The 22,204-nt window shown below is 28.5% G+C and carries 16 protein-coding genes; 8 read left to right on the top strand and 8 right to left on the bottom strand.

Annotated elements, in window-relative coordinates; all coding sequences use genetic code 11:
- Window positions 1-29 precede the first annotated feature (29 nt).
- Window positions 30-956 carry a sterol desaturase family protein gene (locus tag AC2GW8_RS04400; protein ID WP_440881577.1) on the top strand — a complete coding sequence of 309 codons (927 nt, stop codon included), beginning with the start codon at window positions 30-32 and terminating at the stop codon, window positions 954-956.
- A 61-nt stretch (window positions 957-1,017) separates the two neighbouring features.
- Here AC2GW8_RS04400 and bcp read toward each other — a convergent pair whose 3' ends face one another.
- A complete protein-coding gene (bcp, locus tag AC2GW8_RS04405) occupies window positions 1,018-1,470 on the bottom strand; it encodes a thioredoxin-dependent thiol peroxidase (protein ID WP_440881578.1) in 453 nt (150 codons plus the stop codon).
- A gap of 149 nt (window positions 1,471-1,619) precedes the next feature.
- Between bcp and AC2GW8_RS04410 the strand changes: the two genes are divergently transcribed.
- A complete protein-coding gene (locus AC2GW8_RS04410) occupies window positions 1,620-2,255 on the top strand; it encodes an endonuclease III domain-containing protein (RefSeq protein ID WP_440881579.1) in 636 nt (211 codons plus the stop codon).
- 254 nt (window positions 2,256-2,509) lie between these two features.
- Here AC2GW8_RS04410 and AC2GW8_RS04415 read toward each other — a convergent pair whose 3' ends face one another.
- Entirely contained in the window at window positions 2,510-3,094 is a 585-nt protein-coding gene (locus AC2GW8_RS04415; RefSeq protein ID WP_440881580.1) for an RNA polymerase sigma factor, read from the bottom strand.
- 884 nt (window positions 3,095-3,978) lie between these two features.
- Here AC2GW8_RS04415 and uvrA point away from each other — a divergent pair.
- The gene (uvrA, locus tag AC2GW8_RS04420; protein WP_440881581.1) at window positions 3,979-6,765 is read left to right on the top strand and encodes an excinuclease ABC subunit UvrA; all 2,787 of its coding nucleotides are present in this window, start codon (window positions 3,979-3,981) and stop codon (window positions 6,763-6,765) included.
- A gap of 189 nt (window positions 6,766-6,954) precedes the next feature.
- Window positions 6,955-7,629, top strand: coding sequence for a hypothetical protein (locus tag AC2GW8_RS04425; protein ID WP_440881582.1), 675 nt, complete (start codon window positions 6,955-6,957; stop codon window positions 7,627-7,629).
- Between the two features lie 632 nt (window positions 7,630-8,261).
- On the opposite strand, the gene AC2GW8_RS04430 is transcribed toward AC2GW8_RS04425, so the two are convergent.
- The 5 genes from AC2GW8_RS04430 to AC2GW8_RS04450 form a co-directional block, all read right to left on the bottom strand.
- Window positions 8,262-9,578: an alpha/beta fold hydrolase gene (locus AC2GW8_RS04430; protein ID WP_440881583.1), complete on the bottom strand. Its 1,317-nt coding sequence runs from the start codon at window positions 9,576-9,578 to the stop codon at window positions 8,262-8,264.
- A 588-nt stretch (window positions 9,579-10,166) separates the two neighbouring features.
- A complete protein-coding gene (locus AC2GW8_RS04435) occupies window positions 10,167-11,060 on the bottom strand; it encodes a Cif family virulence factor (RefSeq protein WP_440881584.1) in 894 nt (297 codons plus the stop codon).
- Between the two features lie 81 nt (window positions 11,061-11,141).
- Window positions 11,142-11,759, bottom strand: coding sequence for a Crp/Fnr family transcriptional regulator (locus AC2GW8_RS04440; RefSeq protein ID WP_440881585.1), 618 nt, complete (start codon window positions 11,757-11,759; stop codon window positions 11,142-11,144).
- A gap of 475 nt (window positions 11,760-12,234) precedes the next feature.
- Window positions 12,235-12,855, bottom strand: a complete 621-nt coding sequence (locus AC2GW8_RS04445; protein WP_440881586.1) for an HmuY family protein — start codon at window positions 12,853-12,855, stop codon at window positions 12,235-12,237.
- 20 nt (window positions 12,856-12,875) lie between these two features.
- Complete coding sequence (locus AC2GW8_RS04450; protein ID WP_440881587.1) at window positions 12,876-15,041, bottom strand: TonB-dependent receptor plug domain-containing protein; 2,166 nt, start codon at window positions 15,039-15,041, stop codon at window positions 12,876-12,878.
- Between the two features lie 94 nt (window positions 15,042-15,135).
- On the opposite strand from AC2GW8_RS04450, the gene AC2GW8_RS04455 reads away from it, so the two are divergent.
- From AC2GW8_RS04455 to AC2GW8_RS04470, 4 genes are all read left to right on the top strand, one after another.
- The gene (locus tag AC2GW8_RS04455; protein WP_440881588.1) at window positions 15,136-16,035 is read left to right on the top strand and encodes a DUF6607 family protein; all 900 of its coding nucleotides are present in this window, start codon (window positions 15,136-15,138) and stop codon (window positions 16,033-16,035) included.
- A 307-nt stretch (window positions 16,036-16,342) separates the two neighbouring features.
- A complete protein-coding gene (locus AC2GW8_RS04460; RefSeq protein WP_440881589.1) occupies window positions 16,343-17,842 on the top strand; it encodes an ankyrin repeat domain-containing protein in 1,500 nt (499 codons plus the stop codon).
- A gap of 7 nt (window positions 17,843-17,849) precedes the next feature.
- A complete protein-coding gene (locus AC2GW8_RS04465; protein ID WP_440881590.1) occupies window positions 17,850-18,335 on the top strand; it encodes a DUF2271 domain-containing protein in 486 nt (161 codons plus the stop codon).
- 13 nt (window positions 18,336-18,348) lie between these two features.
- The gene (locus AC2GW8_RS04470; protein ID WP_440881591.1) at window positions 18,349-20,544 is read left to right on the top strand and encodes a PepSY domain-containing protein; all 2,196 of its coding nucleotides are present in this window, start codon (window positions 18,349-18,351) and stop codon (window positions 20,542-20,544) included.
- A 367-nt stretch (window positions 20,545-20,911) separates the two neighbouring features.
- Here AC2GW8_RS04470 and AC2GW8_RS04475 read toward each other — a convergent pair whose 3' ends face one another.
- Window positions 20,912-21,646, bottom strand: a complete 735-nt coding sequence (locus AC2GW8_RS04475; protein ID WP_440881592.1) for a lipocalin family protein — start codon at window positions 21,644-21,646, stop codon at window positions 20,912-20,914.
- Window positions 21,647-22,204: the final 558 nt, after the last annotated feature.

Below are 22,204 nucleotides of genomic sequence, written 5' to 3' on the forward strand. Positions count from 1 at the left end.
ATATCTTTGTTTACACCTAATCATAAACTATGTTTGATATACTAAATCAAGATACTCTTTACTTTTGGAGTGCCCCTTTCTTCCTATTAGTTATTTTAATAGAAATGTATTTTAGCTATAAAGCTAAAGTAAAAAACTATAACTTTAAAGACACTAGTACTAATGTATATTTTGCATTAGTTAACTTTAGTCTAGATTTAATAATGAAGGCTTTTTCATTTTTGGTTATGGGATTTTGTTATCAATACAGAGTTATCACATGGGAATCTCCTGTTATTTATTGGTTAGTTGCCTTCATAGGCCAAGATTTTCTTTATTATATTCATCATTATGTTGATCATCACTCAAGATTCTTCTGGGCTGTTCATGTAACTCATCATAATTCTGAATACTATAACATTACTACAGGTTTTAGATCTCCTGTACTTCAACCTTTATTTAGGTATATGTTTTTCTTACCACTTGCTTTTTTAGGAATTGCACCTTTACACATAATGTTTGCTTACGCAATGAATCAAAATTATGGGACTCTTTGTCATACTAATTTTATTAAAAGTAAATTAGGCTGGTGGGGATTCTTTTTTGTTACACCTTCACATCATAGAGTACATCATGCATCTAATACTAAATATTTAGATAAAAATATGGGTATGGTTTTGATTATTTGGGATAGAATATTTGGAACATTTCAAGCTGAAGAAAACGAAATGGAATATGAAAAACTTAAATTCGGGTTAACTAAAAACATTGAAAATAGAGGTCCTGTAAATATCATATTTCATGAATGGAAAGAGATTTTTAAAGATTTTTTCGTTAATAAAAAAGGGCTTCCTCTTCCTATAAGACTGAAATATGTGTTTATGCCTCCTGGATGGAGTCATGATGGAAGTAGTAAAACAAGTAAAGAATTACAAAAAGAGCTACTAGCTGGAGGAAAACAGAGTAATTCCAATTAAAAAACGCTTAATAACAATAAAATTAGGACATCTAGTAGTTAACTTAGATGTCCTAATTTATTTAGTTTAAAATTTGACTAGTATGGTCTTTTGTTTTAACTTTTGTTATTATATTCTCAATAAATCCCGCTTCATCAATAATAAAAGTAGCTCTATGAATTCCATCGTACTCTCTACCCATAAATTTTTTTGGTCCCCATACACCAAATGCATTGATAACTTTTTTATCTTCGTCGGCTAGTAACGAAAAAGGTAAATCATGCTTATTTCTCCAATTTTGCTGTCTCTTAGGACTATCTGCACTAACACCAAGAACTCTATAGCCTTTAGCCAAAAAACTTTGATAATTATCTCTTAAATTACATGCTTCAGCGGTACATCCTGGCGTACTTGCTTTTGGATAAAAGAATAAAACTAGTTTTTTTCCCTCGTAATCTGATAATTTTATAGTTTCTCCATTTTCATCTTTTGCTTCAAAAGATGGAGCCTTATCTCCTATTTGTAGTTTAGTCATTTTCTAAATATTTTTGATTTTTTAAAAATCAAATTTACAAATAACAAAAGAAATGATAAAACATCGTTATTTAAGTTTGTAAATTTGTTGTAGGTTTTTAGTTAAAACTCTCTTTTAAAGACCTTTTTTATATAAAACTAAGTAAACTAATGACAAAAAAAGAAAAAGTTCAGTATGTAATAAATACATTAGAAGAATTATATCCTGAAACACCAATTCCTTTAAATCATAAAGACCCTTATACTTTGCTTATTGCGGTTTTATTGTCTGCTCAAAGTACAGACGCTAGAGTAAACACAATCACTCCACTGCTCTTTGAAAAAGCAGATACACCATACAGTATGGTTAAACTTTCTGTGGATGAAATTAGAGAAATTATAAAACCCGTTGGACTTTCACCAATGAAATCTAAAGGTATTTTTGGGCTTTCTAAAATACTAATAGAAAAACATAATGGAAAAGTTCCTGCTGATTTTGAAGCTTTAGAAGAATTACCAGCAGTTGGACATAAAACGGCTAGTGTTGTTATGGCGCAAGCTTTTAATATTCCTGCCTTTCCAGTTGACACACATATTCATAGACTAATGTATCGTTGGAACTTGTCTAATGGTAAGAGTGTAAATCAAACAGAAAAAGACGCAAAAAGATTGTTTCCTATGAATCTTTGGAATAAATTACACTTACAAATAATTTACTATGGTAGAGAGTACTCTCCTGCAAGAGGCTGGGATAGAGAGAAAGACATTATTACAAAAACTGTTGGAAGGAGATCATTATTAAAATAATAAACATTAAAAAATCCTCAACTGCTAACAGTTGAGGATTTTTTACTCTTAATTCAAATGTAATTCGATTAAACAATTCGATTTCATTTTTTTTACTTGAAAACTTTTTGAAAAATTAAGTATAAATTGAATTGTTTCTTCCTTGGGGTTATTTTTTGAGTCGTTTGACTTTTCTCTAGAGTAAAGCTGCGTCATGTATTCTTAATATTAACATATAATTCGTGAATATAACGCATAATACTCAAGAATATTGTTTAATTAACTAAAATTACATTATTTTTTTCCACGATTTTTCTAAGATTTATTAAAGCATAGCGCATTCTTCCTAAAGCTGTATTTATGCTAACTCCTGTATTTTCTGATATCTCATTAAAGCTTAAATCATTATAAATACGCATGATTAATACCTCTTTTTGTTCTTCGGGTAACTCATCTACTAAATTTTTAACATCATTTAATATTTGACTTTTAATGATTTTTGCTTCTGCGTTTAATTCTCCATCACCTATTACAGAAAAAATATCAAAATCATCCGAACCACTAAACATTGGCATTCGATTATTTTTTCTAAAATAATCTATAACTAGATTGTGAGCTATTCTCATAACCCATGGCAGAAACTTACCTTCTTCATTATAATGACCTTTTTTCAATGTTCTTATCACTTTGATAAAAGTATCTTGAAATATATCCTCTGTTGAATCTCTGTCCTGAATTTTACTGTATATAAAGCTATACAATTTTTGTTGGTGTCTTTTAATTAGTATTGCAAGGGCATTTTCGTTTCCTTTAATATAGTCTTTGACCAAAGAACTATCTTGTAGTACATTTTTGTCCATAAAATTACTTTTTGAAAGATAGTTGGAACTATCTTTCTGATTAGGGGTAAAACTTTTTTTTAGAGTAATTTTATGCTATAGGCGTTAAATATTGATTTATAAACTGTTACAAATATTATTTTTTTTATTGTTAAATGCAAATATTTTTTTATTTTTTTGGTTATTATTAACGTTGAATAGAAAGTATCTGCATGCAAATAATCGATGTTTTAATCTATTATTTTTTATTAAAATTAAAAGATTAAAACAAAAAAAACAAAGCTTTCCCTCAGTGTTTATAGATGGTTTCGTCCAGATAAACAAAAAATATCTTTTAATTTTCTTAAATAAATTCATCAAATAATTTTCAGTATTAAAAGGCTTTATCGGTGTATGAAAAGAAAAAAAATATTGTTAAAAATTATTATGAAGACATACTTATTTTAACATTTTAAACATTGCGTTTTCTAAAAAACAATTCTTTTTAATTTTCCTAGAAAGAGCTTCCATAGTGGTTAGCTAATAAATACATGAAAAGACAAATAGACTTCTTCTCATCAAAATTTCTTTCTATTAATCTTATAGATTATTGTTTATCTTTCCCATTAAAATCTGATAATATACAGCTTTTATATACCGCTTAGATGTTATGACAAGCTCAGTTTATTGAAATAAATCAAATTTTTAATTTCTTAACTTTTATTTTTAAAGATATTACAAAAAATTAAGGAGTAATTAAAAGTCCCTTTTTAATCTTGCCTGATAAATCATTACCTAAAAAATTAAAAAGTTAAAGTTTCACCAGATATTTTAATCAATCAAGAACTTTATTTTTAAAAACCAAAACCAACTTTAGTACTTCCTTAAAAAGCTTTATTTTTACAACATATATTCTAAAGTATTAAATGAAAAAAGATATTTCTAGTGTAAACTCTAAGGAAAACATTGTTATAAAAGGTGCTAAACTTCACAATTTAAAAAATATAGACGTTATTATACCCAGAAATAAACTTGTAGTAATCACAGGTCTTTCTGGCTCAGGAAAGTCATCACTTGCTTTCGACACATTATATGCTGAAGGTCAAAGACGTTATGTAGAAAGTTTATCCTCATATGCAAGACAATTCCTAGGCAAACTTCATAAACCCAAAGTTGAATATATAAAAGGAATTTCTCCTGCAATAGCTATTGAACAAAAAGTAAACTCGACCAATCCAAGGTCAACCGTTGGCACTTCTACTGAAATCTATGATTACATCAAGCTCTTGTATGCAAGAATAGGAAAAACCTACTCACCTATTTCGGGTGCTGAAGTAAAAAAACACACAGTAGCAGATGTAATAGACTTTGTAAAGGGATTTAAAGATCAAACAAAACTACTTCTACTAGCGCCGATTATTTTCAACGAGGATAAAAAACTGGAAACCGTTATAAAAATTTTAAAACAGCAAGGATATGCAAGGTTAAGATATAAGGATGAAGTTTATAAAATAGATAATTTTTCCGTTGATAAATATAACGGAGGTGATCTCTTCTTAGTTATTGATAGAATTGTAGTTAAAAATGAAGACGACTTTTACAATAGATTAGGCGATGCTATTCAAACTGCTTTTTTTGAAGGTAAAGGCTCTTGCTTAATTTATGATTTGACTACTAAAAAAACAAAAGAATTTAATAATAAATTTGAACTTGATGGCATAACCTTTCTTGAACCAAATACGCACTTTTTCAGTTTTAATAACCCCTATGGCGCATGTCCTTCATGCGAAGGGTATGGTAATGTGGTTGGTATTGATCAAGAACTTGTAATACCTAATACAGGTTTATCTATTTATGAAGACGCCATATTTCCCTTCAAAACAGATAGCTATAAGAAATACAAAAACGATCTTATACTTCATGCCGAAGAATTTCAAATTCCAATTCATAAGCCTTGGTTTGAGCTTTCAGAGGAACAACAACAATTAGTTTGGAATGGAACTAAAAAATTTAAGGGAATCAATAAATTATTTAAAACTCTCGAAGAAAAAAGTTATAAAATTCAAAATAGAGTAATGCTCTCACGCTACAGGGGAAAAACTACTTGCACTGAATGCCATGGAACACGCCTAAGAAGTGAAACTAAATACGTTAAGATTAACGGAAAAACAATAACAGAACTAGTAGAACTACCTCTAGATGAATTAGTTAACTTCTTTACTAAACTTAATCTCTCTTCTTACGAAGAAAAAGTTGGAAAAAGATTACTTACTGAAATCAATAGTCGGTTACAGTTCCTGCAAGATGTAGGTTTAAACTATTTAACACTTAATAGGACTTCGAACACTTTGTCTGGCGGAGAAAGTCAGCGAATAAATTTAGCAACTTCACTAGGAAGTAGTCTCGTAGGTTCAATGTATATTTTAGATGAGCCAAGTATTGGATTACACCCAAAAGATACAGAACGCTTGATCATAGTTTTAAAAAAATTAAGAGATTTAGGTAATACGGTAATTGTAGTTGAACATGATGAAGAAATTATGAAAGAAGCTGACTATATAATTGATATAGGCCCTGAAGCAGGTACTTACGGTGGAAAAATTGTTGCTGAAGGATCGTTTAAAGAAATCATGAAATCCAACTCTTTAACATCACAGTACCTTTCAGAAAAATTAAATATTGAGGCACCCAAAAAAAGACGAGTATCAAAAAATGCAATAAACATTATTGGGGCTAGAGAAAATAATTTAAAAAATATTGATGTTTCATTTCCTTTAAATAACCTAACTGTTATTACGGGTGTTTCAGGAAGTGGAAAAAGTACTTTGGTCAAAAAAATTCTTTTCCCTGCTATGCAAAAAAAATTAATCGGTTATGGTGATAAATTAGGACAGCATTCAGAGATTAATGGTAGTTTTGATTTTTTAAAGCACGTTGAATTTATTGATCAGAATCCTATTGGAAGATCCTCAAGATCAAATCCAGTAACTTATATTAAGGCTTATGATGATATTAGGAAACTGTTATCCTCTCAAAAGCTATCAAAAATCAGAAATTATCTGCCAAAACATTTTTCATTCAATGTTGAAGGAGGACGATGTGAAATTTGTAAAGGAGAAGGTGAAGTTACTATCGAAATGCAATTTATGGCTGATGTTCATTTAGAATGCGAAGTTTGCAGAGGTAAACGCTTTAAAAAAGAAATTTTAGAAGTTAATTTCGAAGGTAAAAATATTGATGATATTCTCAATTTAACCATTGATGACGCTGTTGTTTTCTTTACGCTTCATGAAGAATTTAAAGTTGCCAAAAAACTTAAACCTCTACAAGATGTAGGTCTTGGGTATATAAAATTAGGTCAGTCCTCATCTACCCTTTCAGGAGGAGAAGCTCAAAGAATCAAACTAGCCTCATTCTTAGTCAAAGGTAACACAAAAGATAAAGCTTTATTCATTTTTGATGAACCCACTACTGGACTACATTTTCACGATATTAAAAAGCTTTTAAACTCTTTTAACGCTCTAATTGAAAAAGGACATTCAATAATTGTCATTGAACATAATATTGAGCTTATAAAATGTGCTGATTATATTATTGATTTAGGAGTCGAAGGAGGTAAAAAAGGAGGGAATTTAATTTTTTGTGGTACCCCTGAAGAACTTGTTAAAAATAAAATTTCTCACACCTCAAAATACCTTAAAGAAAAACTATAAACACACCACATTATTAAATACACCAACTTTTTAAGTCAACATAATCATTACAACCTAAAAAATAATCATTAGGCCCCTATCTACCTATTATTATGAAAACATGAATTTTAAGCATTTTTTAACGTAAAATATTTTTATATTTGACCTTTATCCACTCATTTTTAATGAGATAACCCTTAACATAAAAAAATGAATAAATTTAAATTTTTTAGTTTTCTTGTATTTTGTATTATTTCAAGTTGTTCTAATGACGAAAATACGGCTAAAACTCCCGACATTATGGGAGAGTTAAACCTAACTAAACTAACGGTTGATGGTAATATACCTATCAAAACAAAAATACTAAATATTGAAAATGAATATAAAAAATATACCTTAGAAGGAACCGGTAAAAACTTCAATGCTTCTGCTATTTTTCAAAAATCTCCGAATAAATTAAATTTTAATGGCTCTTTTGATACAGAAATAAAAATTAATGATGGTACTGATAACATTAATGAAGTAGTCCCTATTACAAATATTTCAAATGAATCAGATTATTATTTTAATACATCTGGCGATAAACTTGTAGTTAGTAATGGTATTTTTCTTGAAAATATTGTGATTTCTTTACTCCCTGACGAAATCCCTGATTCAATTAAAAATCAAATTGAGCTAGGCGAAATTATAATGGATGTAATTAGTTTAACCGATGATAGTATATTCCTTGAGACAAATATTAAACAAAAAATTGAAGAACCTCTATCTTCTTTTTCTGAAATATTAGACAATTTAACTGATCTAAATATACCACAGACTGTTATTGATAATAGCACCTTAATCATTGACATAGACACAAAGTTTTATTTTGAATTAACAAGATAAAGATTAAAAACTATTTTAAAACTTACACTCTATTTTTATCTATAACAGAATTAAAATAGCGTTTTTTATTATAAAAAAGTCTACTGTTACTATTAATGATCTCAAGCAGATTCTTTTATTATAATAGCTTTTGAAATTTATAAAATTGTTTTAATAAAACTTATATAACAAACTAAAAGAAAAGAAGCAAATACTAGAAATGCTTCTTTTCTTCAAACTAACAAACTAACTAAAAACGAAATATTAAATCTTTTATTAAAGATACTTCAACTTGTTAGCTTAAAAAGTAAGTTTTAGACAAAGTATTTATATCCTTCGGTGAGTCATTGTAAATATAGTGTTGAAATACTAAAAAGTGACGAACTAAAAGATTTATATGTTAGTTTTTATATCTCTTTGAAGTAACTTTATTAATTCAAACTTATATGATAAACTCTAATCTATCTTTACTTAATAAATAAAACTCTAAAAGTTTTATAAAAACTAAAATCATCAAAACCGTGTGTAAGTAGTACTATATAGCTCTCTTATAATTAACTAAAATCAGCAGAATAAATCTTAAAAAAACAGTTCTTCTAAACAAAAAACAATATTTCACTTTTTGATTAAATTCATCCTTAGATCTAAAAAACTTATTTTTTTTGAATGACATCCCAATGTTCAGCGATCTTTCCATTTTTTAACCTAAACAAGTCTGCGAAAAAATGTTTTTCTTCCCCTATAAATCCTTTTGAATAGGTCATAACCATATCACCTTTAGCAAAAATAGCTAATACCTCATCATAATGTAAACTTATTCCTTGACTAGAAAGACTCTTCATAAATTCGAATAATCCTTCCACATTGTCTTCAACCATTGGATTATGTTGAATTACCTTACCTTCCTCAAAAAAATCTTGGATAATACTTACCTTACCTTCGATCCATACATCTTTTAAAAATCTTTCTATAATATTCTTATTCTCTTCTGTATTATCAGGAGTCGATGTGCTAGCCCCATCAAACATCGTATGGCCTCCCAACTGATTATCAGGAACCTTTTGAACTACCGTATGTATTTTATTTTCCATACTGTTTTCAAAAAGAAGCATATGTGCATAAGACTCATTTCCTTCCATTGATTCAAAATGAGCCAATAGCTGATCTTCATTTGAAAACAGTCTATGAAATTTAATGTTATTGTAAACTTTCAGATGGCTTTGAATTAAGTTTATTTTTTTCTGCTCTTCTGCTACATCCAATAAAGCCTCTACTACCTTTTGTGGACTAGAAAAATTTGGTGTATGACTACTTTTAATAGAGTAGACTTTTAGAACTTTTCCTTTATACATACTTCTTTGAATATCTATTGGAATCGCTTTATCTTCTGTTGTCTCAATGTAATACTTTGGTATTTTTTCGAAATTTTTATCTGTAATTTCTAGTTCATACATAAGAGGAGCCAATGGTTCTCTAACAATATGAGGTTTAGCACCTTCAAAAATTTCTGCAGAAATATCATGAGCAAATGCATTTTGTAACTCTTCCTCTTTAACTACAGCATACGTCCTATCGTTTGATACCTCAAAATTATCTACAGCTATTGAATTCCCTACTTCTTTAACAGCCTCATAAAACGAACCTCCATTAGGAAGAAGGAAAGCCGTTAAATAAACAAGACTCTTAATTTTAGAAGGTCTTAATTCTGCTACCCTACTTATTGTAATACCATTAAAACTGTGTCCTACTAAAATTACTGAGCATTTTTGCTTATCTAAGATACCTATCAATTTATCTACATAATCATCCATTGTTATATCTTTTGGTAGAGTATCATCAATTCCATGTCCTGGCAAATCAGGAGCTATTACCTCATGGCCTTTTAAACGAAGAGATTCGGCTATATTATCCCATTGCCACCCCCCTAACCAAGCTGAGTGAACTAATACATAAACTTCTTTATTATCCATTTTGTTTTTTTAATATTAATTATTATTTAAAATTTAACTACATTTTTTTAATCATTTATAACCTGAAAAACTGTAAAATGAAAAGCTATATTTTTTGTTTTTACCAATATAAATGTTAATAAATATAGCTATACAACAAAGATAAATTGAAGTTTAATATAAAAGTTGTGTCTTTTGTTACAAGTACTTAAAATAGTTCATAGCTTTATTTTCGTAAAGTAATCTTATCAATAAAAATAATGATGTTACCTCCCTTAAACTATTTCAAAAAATGAAATAGTTTTTAATCTTCAGACAACAAAAAAAACAAGAATTAATTCTTGTTCTTTTAAAATCCCAATAGGAAGAGTTCTTATAAATAAAAACTTTTCCTATTGAGGGTTATGAAAAATATATCATAAACGATTCTATTATTATTTTGATAAAACAAGACTTATAATTTATTTAAAACTAAAGTGATCTATTTATTTGTAAAGAATTTATTATAAGTCGTTGTTTACATTATTTTTAAAACAAAACTAGAATCGTTTAGTATGACAATATTTTTTATTTTTTACTTTTTATTTTTTTAATTTTATATACTTCAGCTTAATACTTTTTAAGCGCCTCAAACTCATCATATGTAAGAACCCATTTACCATCTTTCTTTTCCCACTTTTCTTGATAAATTTTACCTTCACCTATATTCATACTCCATTGAGAAGTTAATATAGCAGAGTTACCTGTAATATCTTTAAATGCAGGCTTATGATAGGTTAAATTCTTTGCTCCATCTGATATGAGTTTTGACCAAAATCCTTTAATATCTTTTTTATTATGAAGAAATGCAAAAGGGGTTGCATTCATTGTAGCATCTTCAGAATAACCATTTGCACAAATTTCTACTTTCCCTAAATTAAATCCTTTAATCCAATTCATCGAAGTCGTAATAACCTCTTCAAGCACAATATGGCTCCCTATTGGGTTTGTTTTATTCTCTTTGGGCTCCTTAAATTGCTCTAATATTTGAAAATTATCATAGGTAAGTAACCATTTTCCTTCCTTCTTTTCCCATTTTTCTTGGAATATAACTCCTCGTCCTACGTTCATACTCCAATTTGCTGATAAAAAAGCGGTAGTCTCATTGGATACTTCAACACTTACATTCGTATAAATTAAATTTGTTGCCCCTGACTTTATAAATGGAGTCCAAAACTCTGAAATTTCTTTTGTTCCTCTCTTTATACCAATAGGAATAACACTCATCACAGCATTCTTTTCATAGCCTCTAACAGCTGCTTCATCATTTCCTCTATTAAATTCTTTTATCCAATCCTTACTTGCTTGTAAAACTTCCAGAGCTACTTCATGATGCTTAATTGGAGAATGCTCCTGGTAAGATTGTTTAACAATTTTTTTTTCTGTTGTTTTTTTCTCTTGTGTACATGCTATTGAGGACACTAAAATGAGTCCAGCTAATAATACTTTGTTAATATGTTTCATTTCCGACTGATTTTTATAATTTGATACAAAGAAACGATACTTCAAAAGTATATACCTGTGACTTTTGTTACACCGACAAATTTATTTTAAAATTTTTATTTCTTTTTGGCCTAGTAGTAATCGACCATCCTTTTCAAGCGTTTTTAACAGCCTAGAAATTACTTCTCTTTTAGTTCCTAGTTCTCTGGCTAATTCTTGATGTGATTTATTTACTGTTGAGTTTTCTGCTTTAAAAACAAGGTAGTCAAATAGTCTTTCCTTTAGTGGTTGAAATGCCAATCTTGCATATTGATTTATCAAATGACCATAACTCTTTCTAAAGATATTTATTGTAAATTTATTCCATGACTTATATTTGTAAGTCCAATCTCTGACAAATCGAACAGGGATGTTCAATATAGTACAATCCTCTTCAGTAACAGCATTTACTGTACTTTTACAATCCTCAAAACATGCTGATAGTGAAAGGGTACAAGTTTCCATATTCCCCAAATAATAGATCAATATTTCTCTATCTTCATTTGTCTGATATACTCTCACTCGTCCATGCAATACAATCTTTAAAACCTTTATGTACTGGTTCTTTTTTATAATAAAATCACCAACTTTATGGGTTGTTAAAGTTGAATGTTCTTTAATTTCATCAATAAGGTTTTCTTCAGTGATGAATAGTTTATTTAAAAATATATTTAAATTCATTCTTTTCTAGCAAAAACAAATAGCTTTTGCCTATTTTACAAATAGTTTTCAATTAGATTCACTTACATAGCGAAAATATGAAAAATATCTGTTTTATTTAAAGATATTGAACTGTTCTGATTGTAAATAAGTAGAGGAATAAAGATACCAAATAAAAAATCATAAATCTTGATCTAAAAAAATAAATAACTGATACCTTAAATCAAGGTATACTTGTTAGAAATTAAATAATGATTGTATTAATCATCTTTCTCCTATGAGCTAACTTTGAAAACAATTGAACTATATTGGTCTTTCGTTATGATACATTTCTATTCCTGTTAAGATTGAATAAAGAAACATCATAGTCTTTAACGAATACTATTTTAGCTTAAAGTTCAAAATGAAATTTTATACTCTTACCTAAAAAAAATAGCCTAATTAAATAATTAGGCTATTTTACGTAACAAAAACTAACAAAATTCAATAAATGTATTTACTGAAGTGCTTTATCTCCTTTATTAGGATTATATATATAATTAAAGGTGAAATATTGTGAATCAGATGACATATCCTGTGGAATTTTATAATAACTAAGTATTTCAATTTTAGCATAATGCCCATTATGGGTCTTTACAACTAATATTTTTCCAGCAATTGGGCTAATTATATGAGTAGTAAAGCTGTAATTATACCACCCGTTACCATTTCCTGTTGGTAATGCATACACACCGTCGGCATCTTGTTTAAAGTGCTCATCTACAGGAGCTTCCAGTACCTCTGAAAATGTATTAGAAACTATACTTAAACTAGCATTTCCTGTTCTATTTGGCTCATCTGCTATTCCTATTTTTGCACCTCCATTTACAATAATCTGAGTTGCTCTAAAAGCAATATCCCAATTATCGTCTTCTACCTGCTTTCCTTCAGAAAAACTAAACTTAGTAAAAGGACCTGTATATTCCCCTCTTCCTTCACCAGGGGCATGTAAACTTTCTATCTTTTTGGTCTCAAGTGGGAGCAATTGATTCAATGCTTCTTCTTGATCACTACTCCCGCAAGATGTTAATACCAAAGCTATAATTACACTACTAATAATTGTTTTAAATTTTTTCATGATTCAGTGCTTGTTTCTATTTAAATATTTATTTGAGTTCTAACATAATAACTCCTTCCCAATTGCAAAAAACTTTCGTTAGGTACCACCCCTCCACCATTTGGATTAGAAAAATTAAAAAGTTCTTTATTATTTAATCCATCATAATTAAAGAGGTTATCTATACCAAATTGTAGATTGACCAAACCAAATAATTCTTTGTTTACAGCAAAATTGATTTGTGTATTTGGCTTTACAAAATTGTCATAAGTATCTATTAAATCATTATTATTAGAATCCATAGGTACAAATTCACTACGGTAGATACCACGAAGATTGACAGCAAATTTGTGCTGAAAATTTTCATAAAATATTTTTGCATTCAGCATATGTCTGGAACGATTTGCCAAACCAAAATATGCTGAGGGATCGAGTTTTTGAGATATTCCATTCTCATCTTTATAGTAAACTCCCTTTTTTATTTCGTCTATCTCTACTTTATTACCAGTGTCTAAAAATTGGTAACCTGCTAAAAAGCGTAAATTCTTGTTAATTTTATAATTGATATCAACTTCTATTCCCTGAGTGAACGTTTCTTTGAAATTTCTATAAGTAAAAACTCTTATGTGGCGATCTTCTGAAATACCTATCCTTCTCCTAAGCTCTTTTTGAACTTCAACCACCTCAGGGCTTAAGTCTTCTAAAGACCTAGATAAAAGTTTAGTATCATAAGAATCTATAAGATCATTAATATCGTTTCTAAAAGCATTAATATTTATTCTTAATCCTTCTACAGGCTTAATTTGAAAACCAAAATTATAACCAATAGAACTTTCAGGCTTTAAATTCCTCTCTACTTGTACCACAGTATCTAATCCATTCGTAATTTCGTCATTTATAGTATGTGTTCCTAAAACAATATAACCGTTATTGACATTTCGGAAGTTGAAAAACAACTGTCTGAAATCTGGAATCTTAAATCCATACCCAACAGATCCTCTTACCGAAATAATATCATTTAATTCATAGTTTGCCGAAATTTTTGGTGTAAATGCAGACTGATAACTATCACTTCCCTCGTACCTGGCACCATAGACGATATTTATCTTTTCTGTAGGATTAAAATCTAACTGCACAAAACCATACCAAGCTTTAAATTTTTTACCCTTATCAATAAAGGTCCTGTCTAAAGCATCAATATTAACTCCTCCTCCAAAAATCAAAGTTGCTGTATTCAAAAAGCTATAATCTGATCTTATTTCCGGCCTAAATAGACTTCGATCAAATAGGGATGTATTTCCATAAAAATCACTAATTGTTTTAAATCGAGTGGCGTAAAACGTATAATCGATGTTCCATCGATCCGATAGCTTATGGATTAACTTAGTATTACTATTAAAATCAGTCTGAGAATTGGTAATGCCACTACTTATGAACTGATCTTGGTTATAATAACGAAAACTGGTATCAAAATTTAAACTGTTGGAAATATCGTAGAGGACCTGTGCGTTCAAGGTATAATTTTGATGTGGATAAACTGTTTTTGGGCTCGTTTGTGGTGTTAAATCGAATCCACCGCTCGAGTTTAAATTCACTCCTCCAATAATACCTAATTTCGATTTTCGATACGAAATGTTTGAATTGATATCCAATTCATTCCTTGAACCTCCTCTTGTTAATACATGGTATTGTCCTTTAAAAGTATCATTTTTGGGTCTTTCTGTGATAATATTAATTACACCACCCATAGCCTCCGAACCATATAAAGAAGAAGAAGGACCTTTTACAATCTCTATTTGTTTGATATTATTGACCGTTATCCTATTTAAATCAATATTCCCAGCTGTTCTTCCTACTACAGGAACACCGTCAATCATAATAAGTGTATAGTCTGCTGCTATGCCTTGTAATTGAATGCCTTCTGAATTGCCTGCATTTTCACGAACAAGGGTTACTCCTGTTTGTTCCAATAATATATCACGTAATCTTACTGATCCTATTTCCTTGATTTGTTTTTTGGTAATCAGAGTAACAGGCATTGGTAAAGAAGACAACTGTCTTTTCGTTCTTGTCGCTGTTACAATAACCTCATCAAGTTGATTATTACTATTAATATTTGTAGTGTCCTGTTTTTTTTCTAAATCAACTTGAGAAAAAATAGCTCCACAAAATAACAAAAAGAATAAGTAAAGTTTATTTAGAAACATTCTTAATAATTTTGATGCAAATATATCAGTTATTTTAAATCAATCTAAATTAATTTTATATTTTTGTAAAAATTTTTTAAATTAATAAGTTACAATGAATAAAAGTGTATTGATTATTTTTGCTTTTATATTCTATTCCACAGGAGTTCAATCGCAAAAAAGCGAAGATCAGGAAGCCATCAAAAAAATGTGTGGATGTTTTGAGGTTACTTTCAATTTTGCTGAAACATTTAACTATAGTAAAGATTCTCTTTACAAACCTTCAAAAACAAAAACTGAAAAAGCACTAGAATGGGCCCAACTGGTTAAAGAAAATAAAAATTTAATCTCTATTCAGCATTTACTGCAAGTCGGCAATCCTTCCTCTCCTCATATTATAAAACACTGGCGTCAAGATTGGGTTTATCAGAATCAAAACTTTTACACATACAATGGAGATAATACCTGGATTTATGAAAATAAGTCTAAAAATGATGTTAAAAAAGAGTGGAGTCAAAAGGTATATCAAGTTGATGATAGTCCGAGATACGAAGGTACTGGAAGGTGGATTCATTTAAACGGTAAAAGTTATTGGGAAAGTACTACAGATGCTCCATTGCCTAGACGAGAATATACTAAAAGAAGTGATTACAATGTTACTGTTAGAGGAAATCGACATGAAATTACTGACTACGGATGGGTTCATGATCAAGACAATAAAAAAGTAATTAGAGAAGCTGATAAGCAAGATTATATTTTAGCTCATGAAAAAGGGTATAATACATACGTTCGTGTACCCGATAGCAAATGTAAGGCGGCAAAAGAGTGGTGGCTTTCAAATACTTCAAAATGGAAAACTGTAAGATCTAAATGGGCAAAAGTTTATGCTAGAAGAAAAACATTATCATTAAAGAAAAAAGTTAAAAATAAACCTCTTTATAAGCATCTTTTTTCTGATAAAGTATCTCAAGAAGAAGAAATAGGAGAAATAATTGAATCATTTATAAAAAATTAAAGATTTGAAATCTGTTTAATAAGGTACTTTATAAGTTTAAAGTACCTTGTAGTGTAATATCTAGCTAATTTCTTTAACTATGTAATTAATAATTTTAGGAAACAATCATTTTTTCCTTTGAATCCTTTTGTCAAATGATAACCAAAACAAAATTTATGAAATAAAACACTTCCCCCTAATTCCCTAATTTTAGGCTAATCCCCTCTCTCAATAATTTATATTTTCTTTAAGTCAATTTATGATTCCCCTAAATTATAATGACTTTAGAAACCGTATTTTTAAAATTCTATTATTAACAACTAATAAAATGATGATAAAAAAACTTACTCTAATTTTAGTTTTTACATTAGGAACTATTTTTGGTCAAAAACAAGACCAGAATGAATTTTTAGATCGTAAATTTTGGAAAGCCAGCCCTACATTGGAAACAATTGATCAAAAAGTTGCCGAAGGAAATAGCCCCTCTGAATTAAATAAATATGGCTTTGATCCTGTTGTCTATGCCATACTTGAAAAAGTAGACAATAAAATAATTAAACATTTACTCTCTTTTAAAGGAAATGATGTTAATAAAATTACACATGATAAGAGAACGTATGTATTTTGGGCTGCATATGCTAATAATATAGAGTTAATGAAACATTTAATAATCAATAATGCAAGAATGGATTTAAAGGATTCACATGGTTTTACTGTAGCTAACTTTGCTGCTGCAACAGGCATAACGAATACAGAAATTTATGATTTATGCATAGAAAATGGCATTGACATTGCAAATGATATTGATAAAAATGGTGCCAATGCGCTATTGTTAGTTTCAGGCTACCTTAATGACTTTGAAGTCATTAATTATTTCGTATCCAAAGGGTTAAAATTACAAAGTGAGGATAAATACAATAATGGCATTTTTAATTATGTAGCAAAGAAAGGTAACATCAATCTTTTAAAAAAATTAGTAGCTAAAAAGTTTAAAGTAAAAGGACTAAATAAGAAAAAGGAAAATGCTCTTTTTTTGGCTACTAAAGGTTCACGAAAAGGATACAACTCTCTTGAATATTTTAAATATTTAGAAAATATTGGTTTAAAAATTAATATTGTTAATAAGGATGGAAACACTCCTTTACATAATTTAGCTTTTAAAAATAAAGACCTAAATACTTTTAAATATTTTATAAGAAAAGAGGTTAATCCTAATCACATTAATAAAGAAGGAAATTCTGCTCTTATTATAGCTGCAAATAAAAATTCTGCAACGATAATCTCTTTTTTAACTGATTGTGGAAATTTAATAAATCACAAGAATAATAATGGAAATTCAGCATTATCGGCTGCTGTAAAGAATAATTCTCCTGAAGTTGTTAAGTTATTACTTGACAAAGGTGCAGATATAAATGTTATTGATAAAAAAAACAATACACTTGCTTATTATTTGATTGAAGGTTTTGATCAAAATCGTATAAACAACTTTAAATCAAAAAAAGATCTATTATTAAAGAAAGGACTAAAATTAACTACTTTACAAAATGGAAATAATAGTCTTTTCCATTTAGCAGTTAAAAAGAATAATATTGAATTACTAAAAGAACTAAATGAATTAGGATTAGATCCTAATACTATAAATAAAGAAGGGTTAACTGCTCTTCATGTAGCAGCAATGTCTGCTAAAGACACTAAAATTATTGAATATTTAATCAAAATTGGTGCAAAAAAATCAATCTTTACTAACTTTGGCGAAAGTGTTTTTGACTTAGCAAAAGAAAATGAGCTATTAAGCTCAAAGAATATTGATATTAACTTTTTAAAATAATATAATAATGGTTGTAAAAAAAACTTTAATTATTGCTTTATTTAGCACCTTATTTCTTTCCAGTTTTAATAAGATTATTGATAAAACATCCTACAAGTGTATGATTCAAATGAAAAATTATACTGGAGAAGGTGCTTATGTTGTTATCTCTCTATTAGATAATCAAAATAAATACTTGGAAACCTTATATGTCCAAGGAGATGATGATGAATGGTATTCTGATATAACTGAGTGGTGGAATTTTCATGGTAAAACTAGAACTAATATTGATGCGATAACTGGAGCAACTATAAGCGGAGGACAACGGGCTATTAGTGTAATACAAATAGATAATAATAAAATAGACAATGGATACAAATTACGTTTTGAATCTGCTGTTGAAGATCAAGAATATTACACAGATGATGTTCTAATTGAATTAACCTCTGAAAACTTAAAAAATAAGTTAGAAGGAAAGGGTTTTATAAGATACATACGCATGATGCCTCAATAATACTATCCACAATATGACAACGTCTATTTGGAGATATAGTCATTTAATATTGGCTATATTTTCTTGTATTTTTATAATTATCGCTTCTGTAACAGGAGGTATTTTGGCATATGAGCCAATTGAAATACAAAATTCCCCTTCAAGCATCTCAAATTTAAATGATTACACACTAGCTAAAACTATTGAGAAGCTTCAAGAAAATTATTCAGAAATAATTGCTATTGAAATTGATGAAAACAACAGAATAAAAACTTCTTTAGTTACGAATGAAGGAACTAAAGAGACTTTCTATATAGATCCAAAAACTGGAAAAAAAATAGATAGTTTCATCAGACGAAAATCTATTTATAAATTTGCAACAACGCTACACAGGTCGCTTTTTTTAAAATCAACTGGAAGATTGATTGTAACATTATTCTCTGCTTTTTTACTGCTTATTACCATTACAGGAACTATCTTAATTATTAAAAGACAAGGGGGAATTAAACAATTCTTCTCCAAGATAGTTAAAGAACAATTTGAACAATATTACCACATAGTTATAGGTAGAATGGTACTCATCCCAATCTTGATAATATGTGCTACAGGAATTTACTTATCGCTAGACAAGTTCAATATTTTATCTAAAAAAAAAACAAAACACGCTACTTCTTTTGTGGAAAAAGATTATAGTAAAATAAATATCATCAACTTCAATATATTTAATGAGACCTTACTTTCATCAGTAAAAAGTTTAGAGTTTCCCTTCTCAAAGGACGCAGAAGATTACTTCAAACTAACGAAAAAGAATGAAGAGCTTTATATCCATCAATATTCTGGTGAAATTCTAAGTACTTATTTTATCAGCAGAACTGAAAGCATGGTAAACTGGAGTTATATTTTACACACTGGAAATGGAAGCTTTTTTTGGTCTATAATTTTATTAATCTCAACTGGCGGTATCATTTTTTTAATATACTCAGGATTCTTCATTTTTTTTAAAAATAGAAATACCTTTACCAAACTATTAAAAAATAAATATGGGAAAGACGAAGCTGAATATGTAATTTTGGTAGGATCTGAGACAAATAGTACAAATTACTATGCTAATATTTTAAAAGTAGCGCTTGAAAAAAATAACAAAAAAGTTTATACTACAAATTTAAATAATTACGACGCCTTTAAGAGTTGTCAAAATTTATTAATACTTACAGCTACTTACGGAGATGGTGAAGCACCTTCGAATGCTAAAAAATTTGAATCTCTTTTTGAGAAGATTCCAACTAATAAACGTCTAAAGTACGCTGTAGTTGGATTTGGATCGATGGCTTATCCAAAATATTGTGAATTTGCAGTAAAAATTGATAATTTAATGAGGACTAAGGCTACTTTTAGACCTCTTTTACCAATAACTAAAATTCATAATCAGTCAATACATTCTTTTAAAAATTGGGTTTTTAAACTGAGTGAGGTAACTGATCAAAAACTAAAGGTTGAGATAAACAAAAAAAATCCTAAAAGTCAGAACTATTTTAAAGTTATTTCCAAAACATATACTAATGAAGATCAGACTTTTTTAATAAAATTCAAACCTCATAAAAATATAAAGTTTAAATCAGGAGATTTACTTTGTATCTACCCTGAAAACGATATTGTTGAAAGACTCTATTCGATTGCACGGATAGATAATATTATTCTTTTAGCTGTTAAAAAACACTATTTCGGTGTATGTTCCAACTACCTAAACAGTCTTCGAAATAATGAATCGATAAAAGCAATAATCAAAAAAAACTCAAACTTTCATTTTCCCAAAAAAACTAATGAAATTTTACTTATATCCAATGGTACTGGTATTGCCCCTTTCATTGGTATGATAAATGAAAATACTTCAAAGATAAATACTCATTTATTTTGGGGGGGAAGAACGAAAAACTCATTTGAGCTATACAAAAAATTTGTAGATAAACATATTCAAAGCGGACAACTATCTACATTTCATCATGCCTATTCAAGAGAAGGCAAAGATCGTAGATATATTCAAAGTACTTTGAAAAATCAAGAAAAACTAGTTTGTTCAGTAATAAAAAATGAAGGCTTAATATATATTTGTGGATCTATTACAATGATGAATGAGGTTTTAAAGGTTATTGAATTTATATCTCTAAAACACTTTAGAATATCTATTGAAACTCTTAAAAAGAAAAACAAAATAAAAACGGATTGTTATTGAGACTTCTAAACATCATCTAAAATTTAACCATCTTTGACCTTTATAAAATCTCTTAACAAATAAGTAAATAGTAATTGTATTTTATTTCAATAAAAATATTTCAATTTTTGTTTTTTTTAGATTCTATAATACATTTAATCTATAATTATTATTTTTCTATAGCTTTAACATTATAATTCAAACTGTATTAATCACCACATAACATCTTATCATCGAATAATTTAACACTAAAAGTTTTATTAATTTATATTTCAAATATCATAATATTTTTATTTGATATTTGTTATTTAACTTAGGAGAATAGAATCTCTTAAAAGAGTTTCTCATTCTCCTTTTTAATTCTTCTAATAAAAAATTGAAATTATTTTTATCCTTTAAAAAAAGAATAGTTACAGTTTTCTTGGGGAATAATTTTGAGTTTCTTTAAATCATACCCTTGCAGAATTAAGTTTCTAAAAATTTTAAGAAGTTCATTTTTTTGCCTAACTGTGGTTATTCTTGGCGTTCTACTTAATATAAATAAGGAATTACGAGTAGGATCACTAACCACTGAAAAACTATATGGTTTATGAAAACCATTATTCACTAAATCAATTATCCAATAATCTCCGTATATTGGACTAGGTGGGAAATTAACTTTTAATTTAGCGTTAGAAAGTGTGTCAACCACAATAGCTTTACCGGCAGCACCCCCTGTATCATTCCCATCATTTCGAATGCATTTATTTACAACACTTAACCCTACATCAATAATACCGTAATTCGCTACAGTACAAGAACACCCCTTATTAAAAGGTCGTGGAAAGTTAGCTATACCATACCAGCGACCTGTGTATCTCGAAATATCTACGTAATCTACGGTGTGGACAGGAGCTAACGGAGTTGTTTTTTTTTCTTCTTCAAAAACTATAGTTTCATTGCTCGTTATGGTATTCAACCATAAATTTATGTCATCACTTGTTGCTACTCTTGATAGTTTTTCAATAACTACCGAACTACCTGAATTATCACTCTGTTCAAAAGAGTTGTCATTTTCGCAAGCGATTAAACACAGTAGACAGCTTAGTATTGTAATCAATAAAATTTTAGGAAAGGTTTTCATTAATTTTTGAGTTTAGTTAATTATTTTTTATGAAACACTATTTTAAGCTTACGAAACTAAACTTAAAAGTTGTGGTCTTTGTTTACTTAAAGTTAGCAAACTATAAGTACATTTAAAATAAGGAATCCCCCTATTGTAAAACCTCAAAAACCCTATAAAAGACAAAACAGATATTAAAATACTAGTTTATTTCCACTATAATTTTTTGAGTCCCTTATATTCAATAAAAATAATAACCCATCTAATTATTCCTTTATAAATAGGAATGTTACCAAAAATTAACATTAAAATTTGCTTAGCTAGATTTTTTTTCAACTAACCCATATGAGATTATTTAATAATTATTTCTTTTCTTACTACTGATCATAAATAAACATACTTAAACAAACAAAATATAATTTGAAAATTTGCCTTACATATCTATTGTAAGAATTTATAAATTTTACATTAGAAAGAATAATGTCAACGATCTTTATGTAAAAGAAAAAAACTATTCTAAATAAAGACTCAGTGATAAATAGGCACTTTTTTCCTTTATTCTATAATTCAAAATTAACT

Source organism: Tenacibaculum profundi (assembly GCF_057162725.1).

Excerpts from the sequence above, each read along its gene's own strand:
- AC2GW8_RS04400 (WP_440881577.1), top strand. The coding sequence starts at position 30 with ATGTTTGATATACTAAATCAAGATACTCTTTACTTTTGGAGTGCCCCT.
- bcp (WP_440881578.1), bottom strand. The coding sequence starts at position 1,470 with ATGACTAAACTACAAATAGGAGATAAGGCTCCATCTTTTGAAGCAAAA.
- AC2GW8_RS04410 (WP_440881579.1), top strand. The coding sequence starts at position 1,620 with ATGACAAAAAAAGAAAAAGTTCAGTATGTAATAAATACATTAGAAGAA.
- AC2GW8_RS04415 (WP_440881580.1), bottom strand. The coding sequence starts at position 3,094 with ATGGACAAAAATGTACTACAAGATAGTTCTTTGGTCAAAGACTATATT.
- uvrA (WP_440881581.1), top strand. The coding sequence starts at position 3,979 with ATGAAAAAAGATATTTCTAGTGTAAACTCTAAGGAAAACATTGTTATA.
- AC2GW8_RS04425 (WP_440881582.1), top strand. The coding sequence starts at position 6,955 with ATGAATAAATTTAAATTTTTTAGTTTTCTTGTATTTTGTATTATTTCA.
- AC2GW8_RS04430 (WP_440881583.1), bottom strand. The coding sequence starts at position 9,578 with ATGGATAATAAAGAAGTTTATGTATTAGTTCACTCAGCTTGGTTAGGG.
- AC2GW8_RS04435 (WP_440881584.1), bottom strand. The coding sequence starts at position 11,060 with ATGAAACATATTAACAAAGTATTATTAGCTGGACTCATTTTAGTGTCC.
- AC2GW8_RS04440 (WP_440881585.1), bottom strand. The coding sequence starts at position 11,759 with ATGAATTTAAATATATTTTTAAATAAACTATTCATCACTGAAGAAAAC.
- AC2GW8_RS04445 (WP_440881586.1), bottom strand. The coding sequence starts at position 12,855 with ATGAAAAAATTTAAAACAATTATTAGTAGTGTAATTATAGCTTTGGTA.
- AC2GW8_RS04450 (WP_440881587.1), bottom strand. The coding sequence starts at position 15,041 with ATGTTTCTAAATAAACTTTACTTATTCTTTTTGTTATTTTGTGGAGCT.
- AC2GW8_RS04455 (WP_440881588.1), top strand. The coding sequence starts at position 15,136 with ATGAATAAAAGTGTATTGATTATTTTTGCTTTTATATTCTATTCCACA.
- AC2GW8_RS04460 (WP_440881589.1), top strand. The coding sequence starts at position 16,343 with ATGATGATAAAAAAACTTACTCTAATTTTAGTTTTTACATTAGGAACT.
- AC2GW8_RS04465 (WP_440881590.1), top strand. The coding sequence starts at position 17,850 with ATGGTTGTAAAAAAAACTTTAATTATTGCTTTATTTAGCACCTTATTT.
- AC2GW8_RS04470 (WP_440881591.1), top strand. The coding sequence starts at position 18,349 with ATGACAACGTCTATTTGGAGATATAGTCATTTAATATTGGCTATATTT.
- AC2GW8_RS04475 (WP_440881592.1), bottom strand. The coding sequence starts at position 21,646 with ATGAAAACCTTTCCTAAAATTTTATTGATTACAATACTAAGCTGTCTA.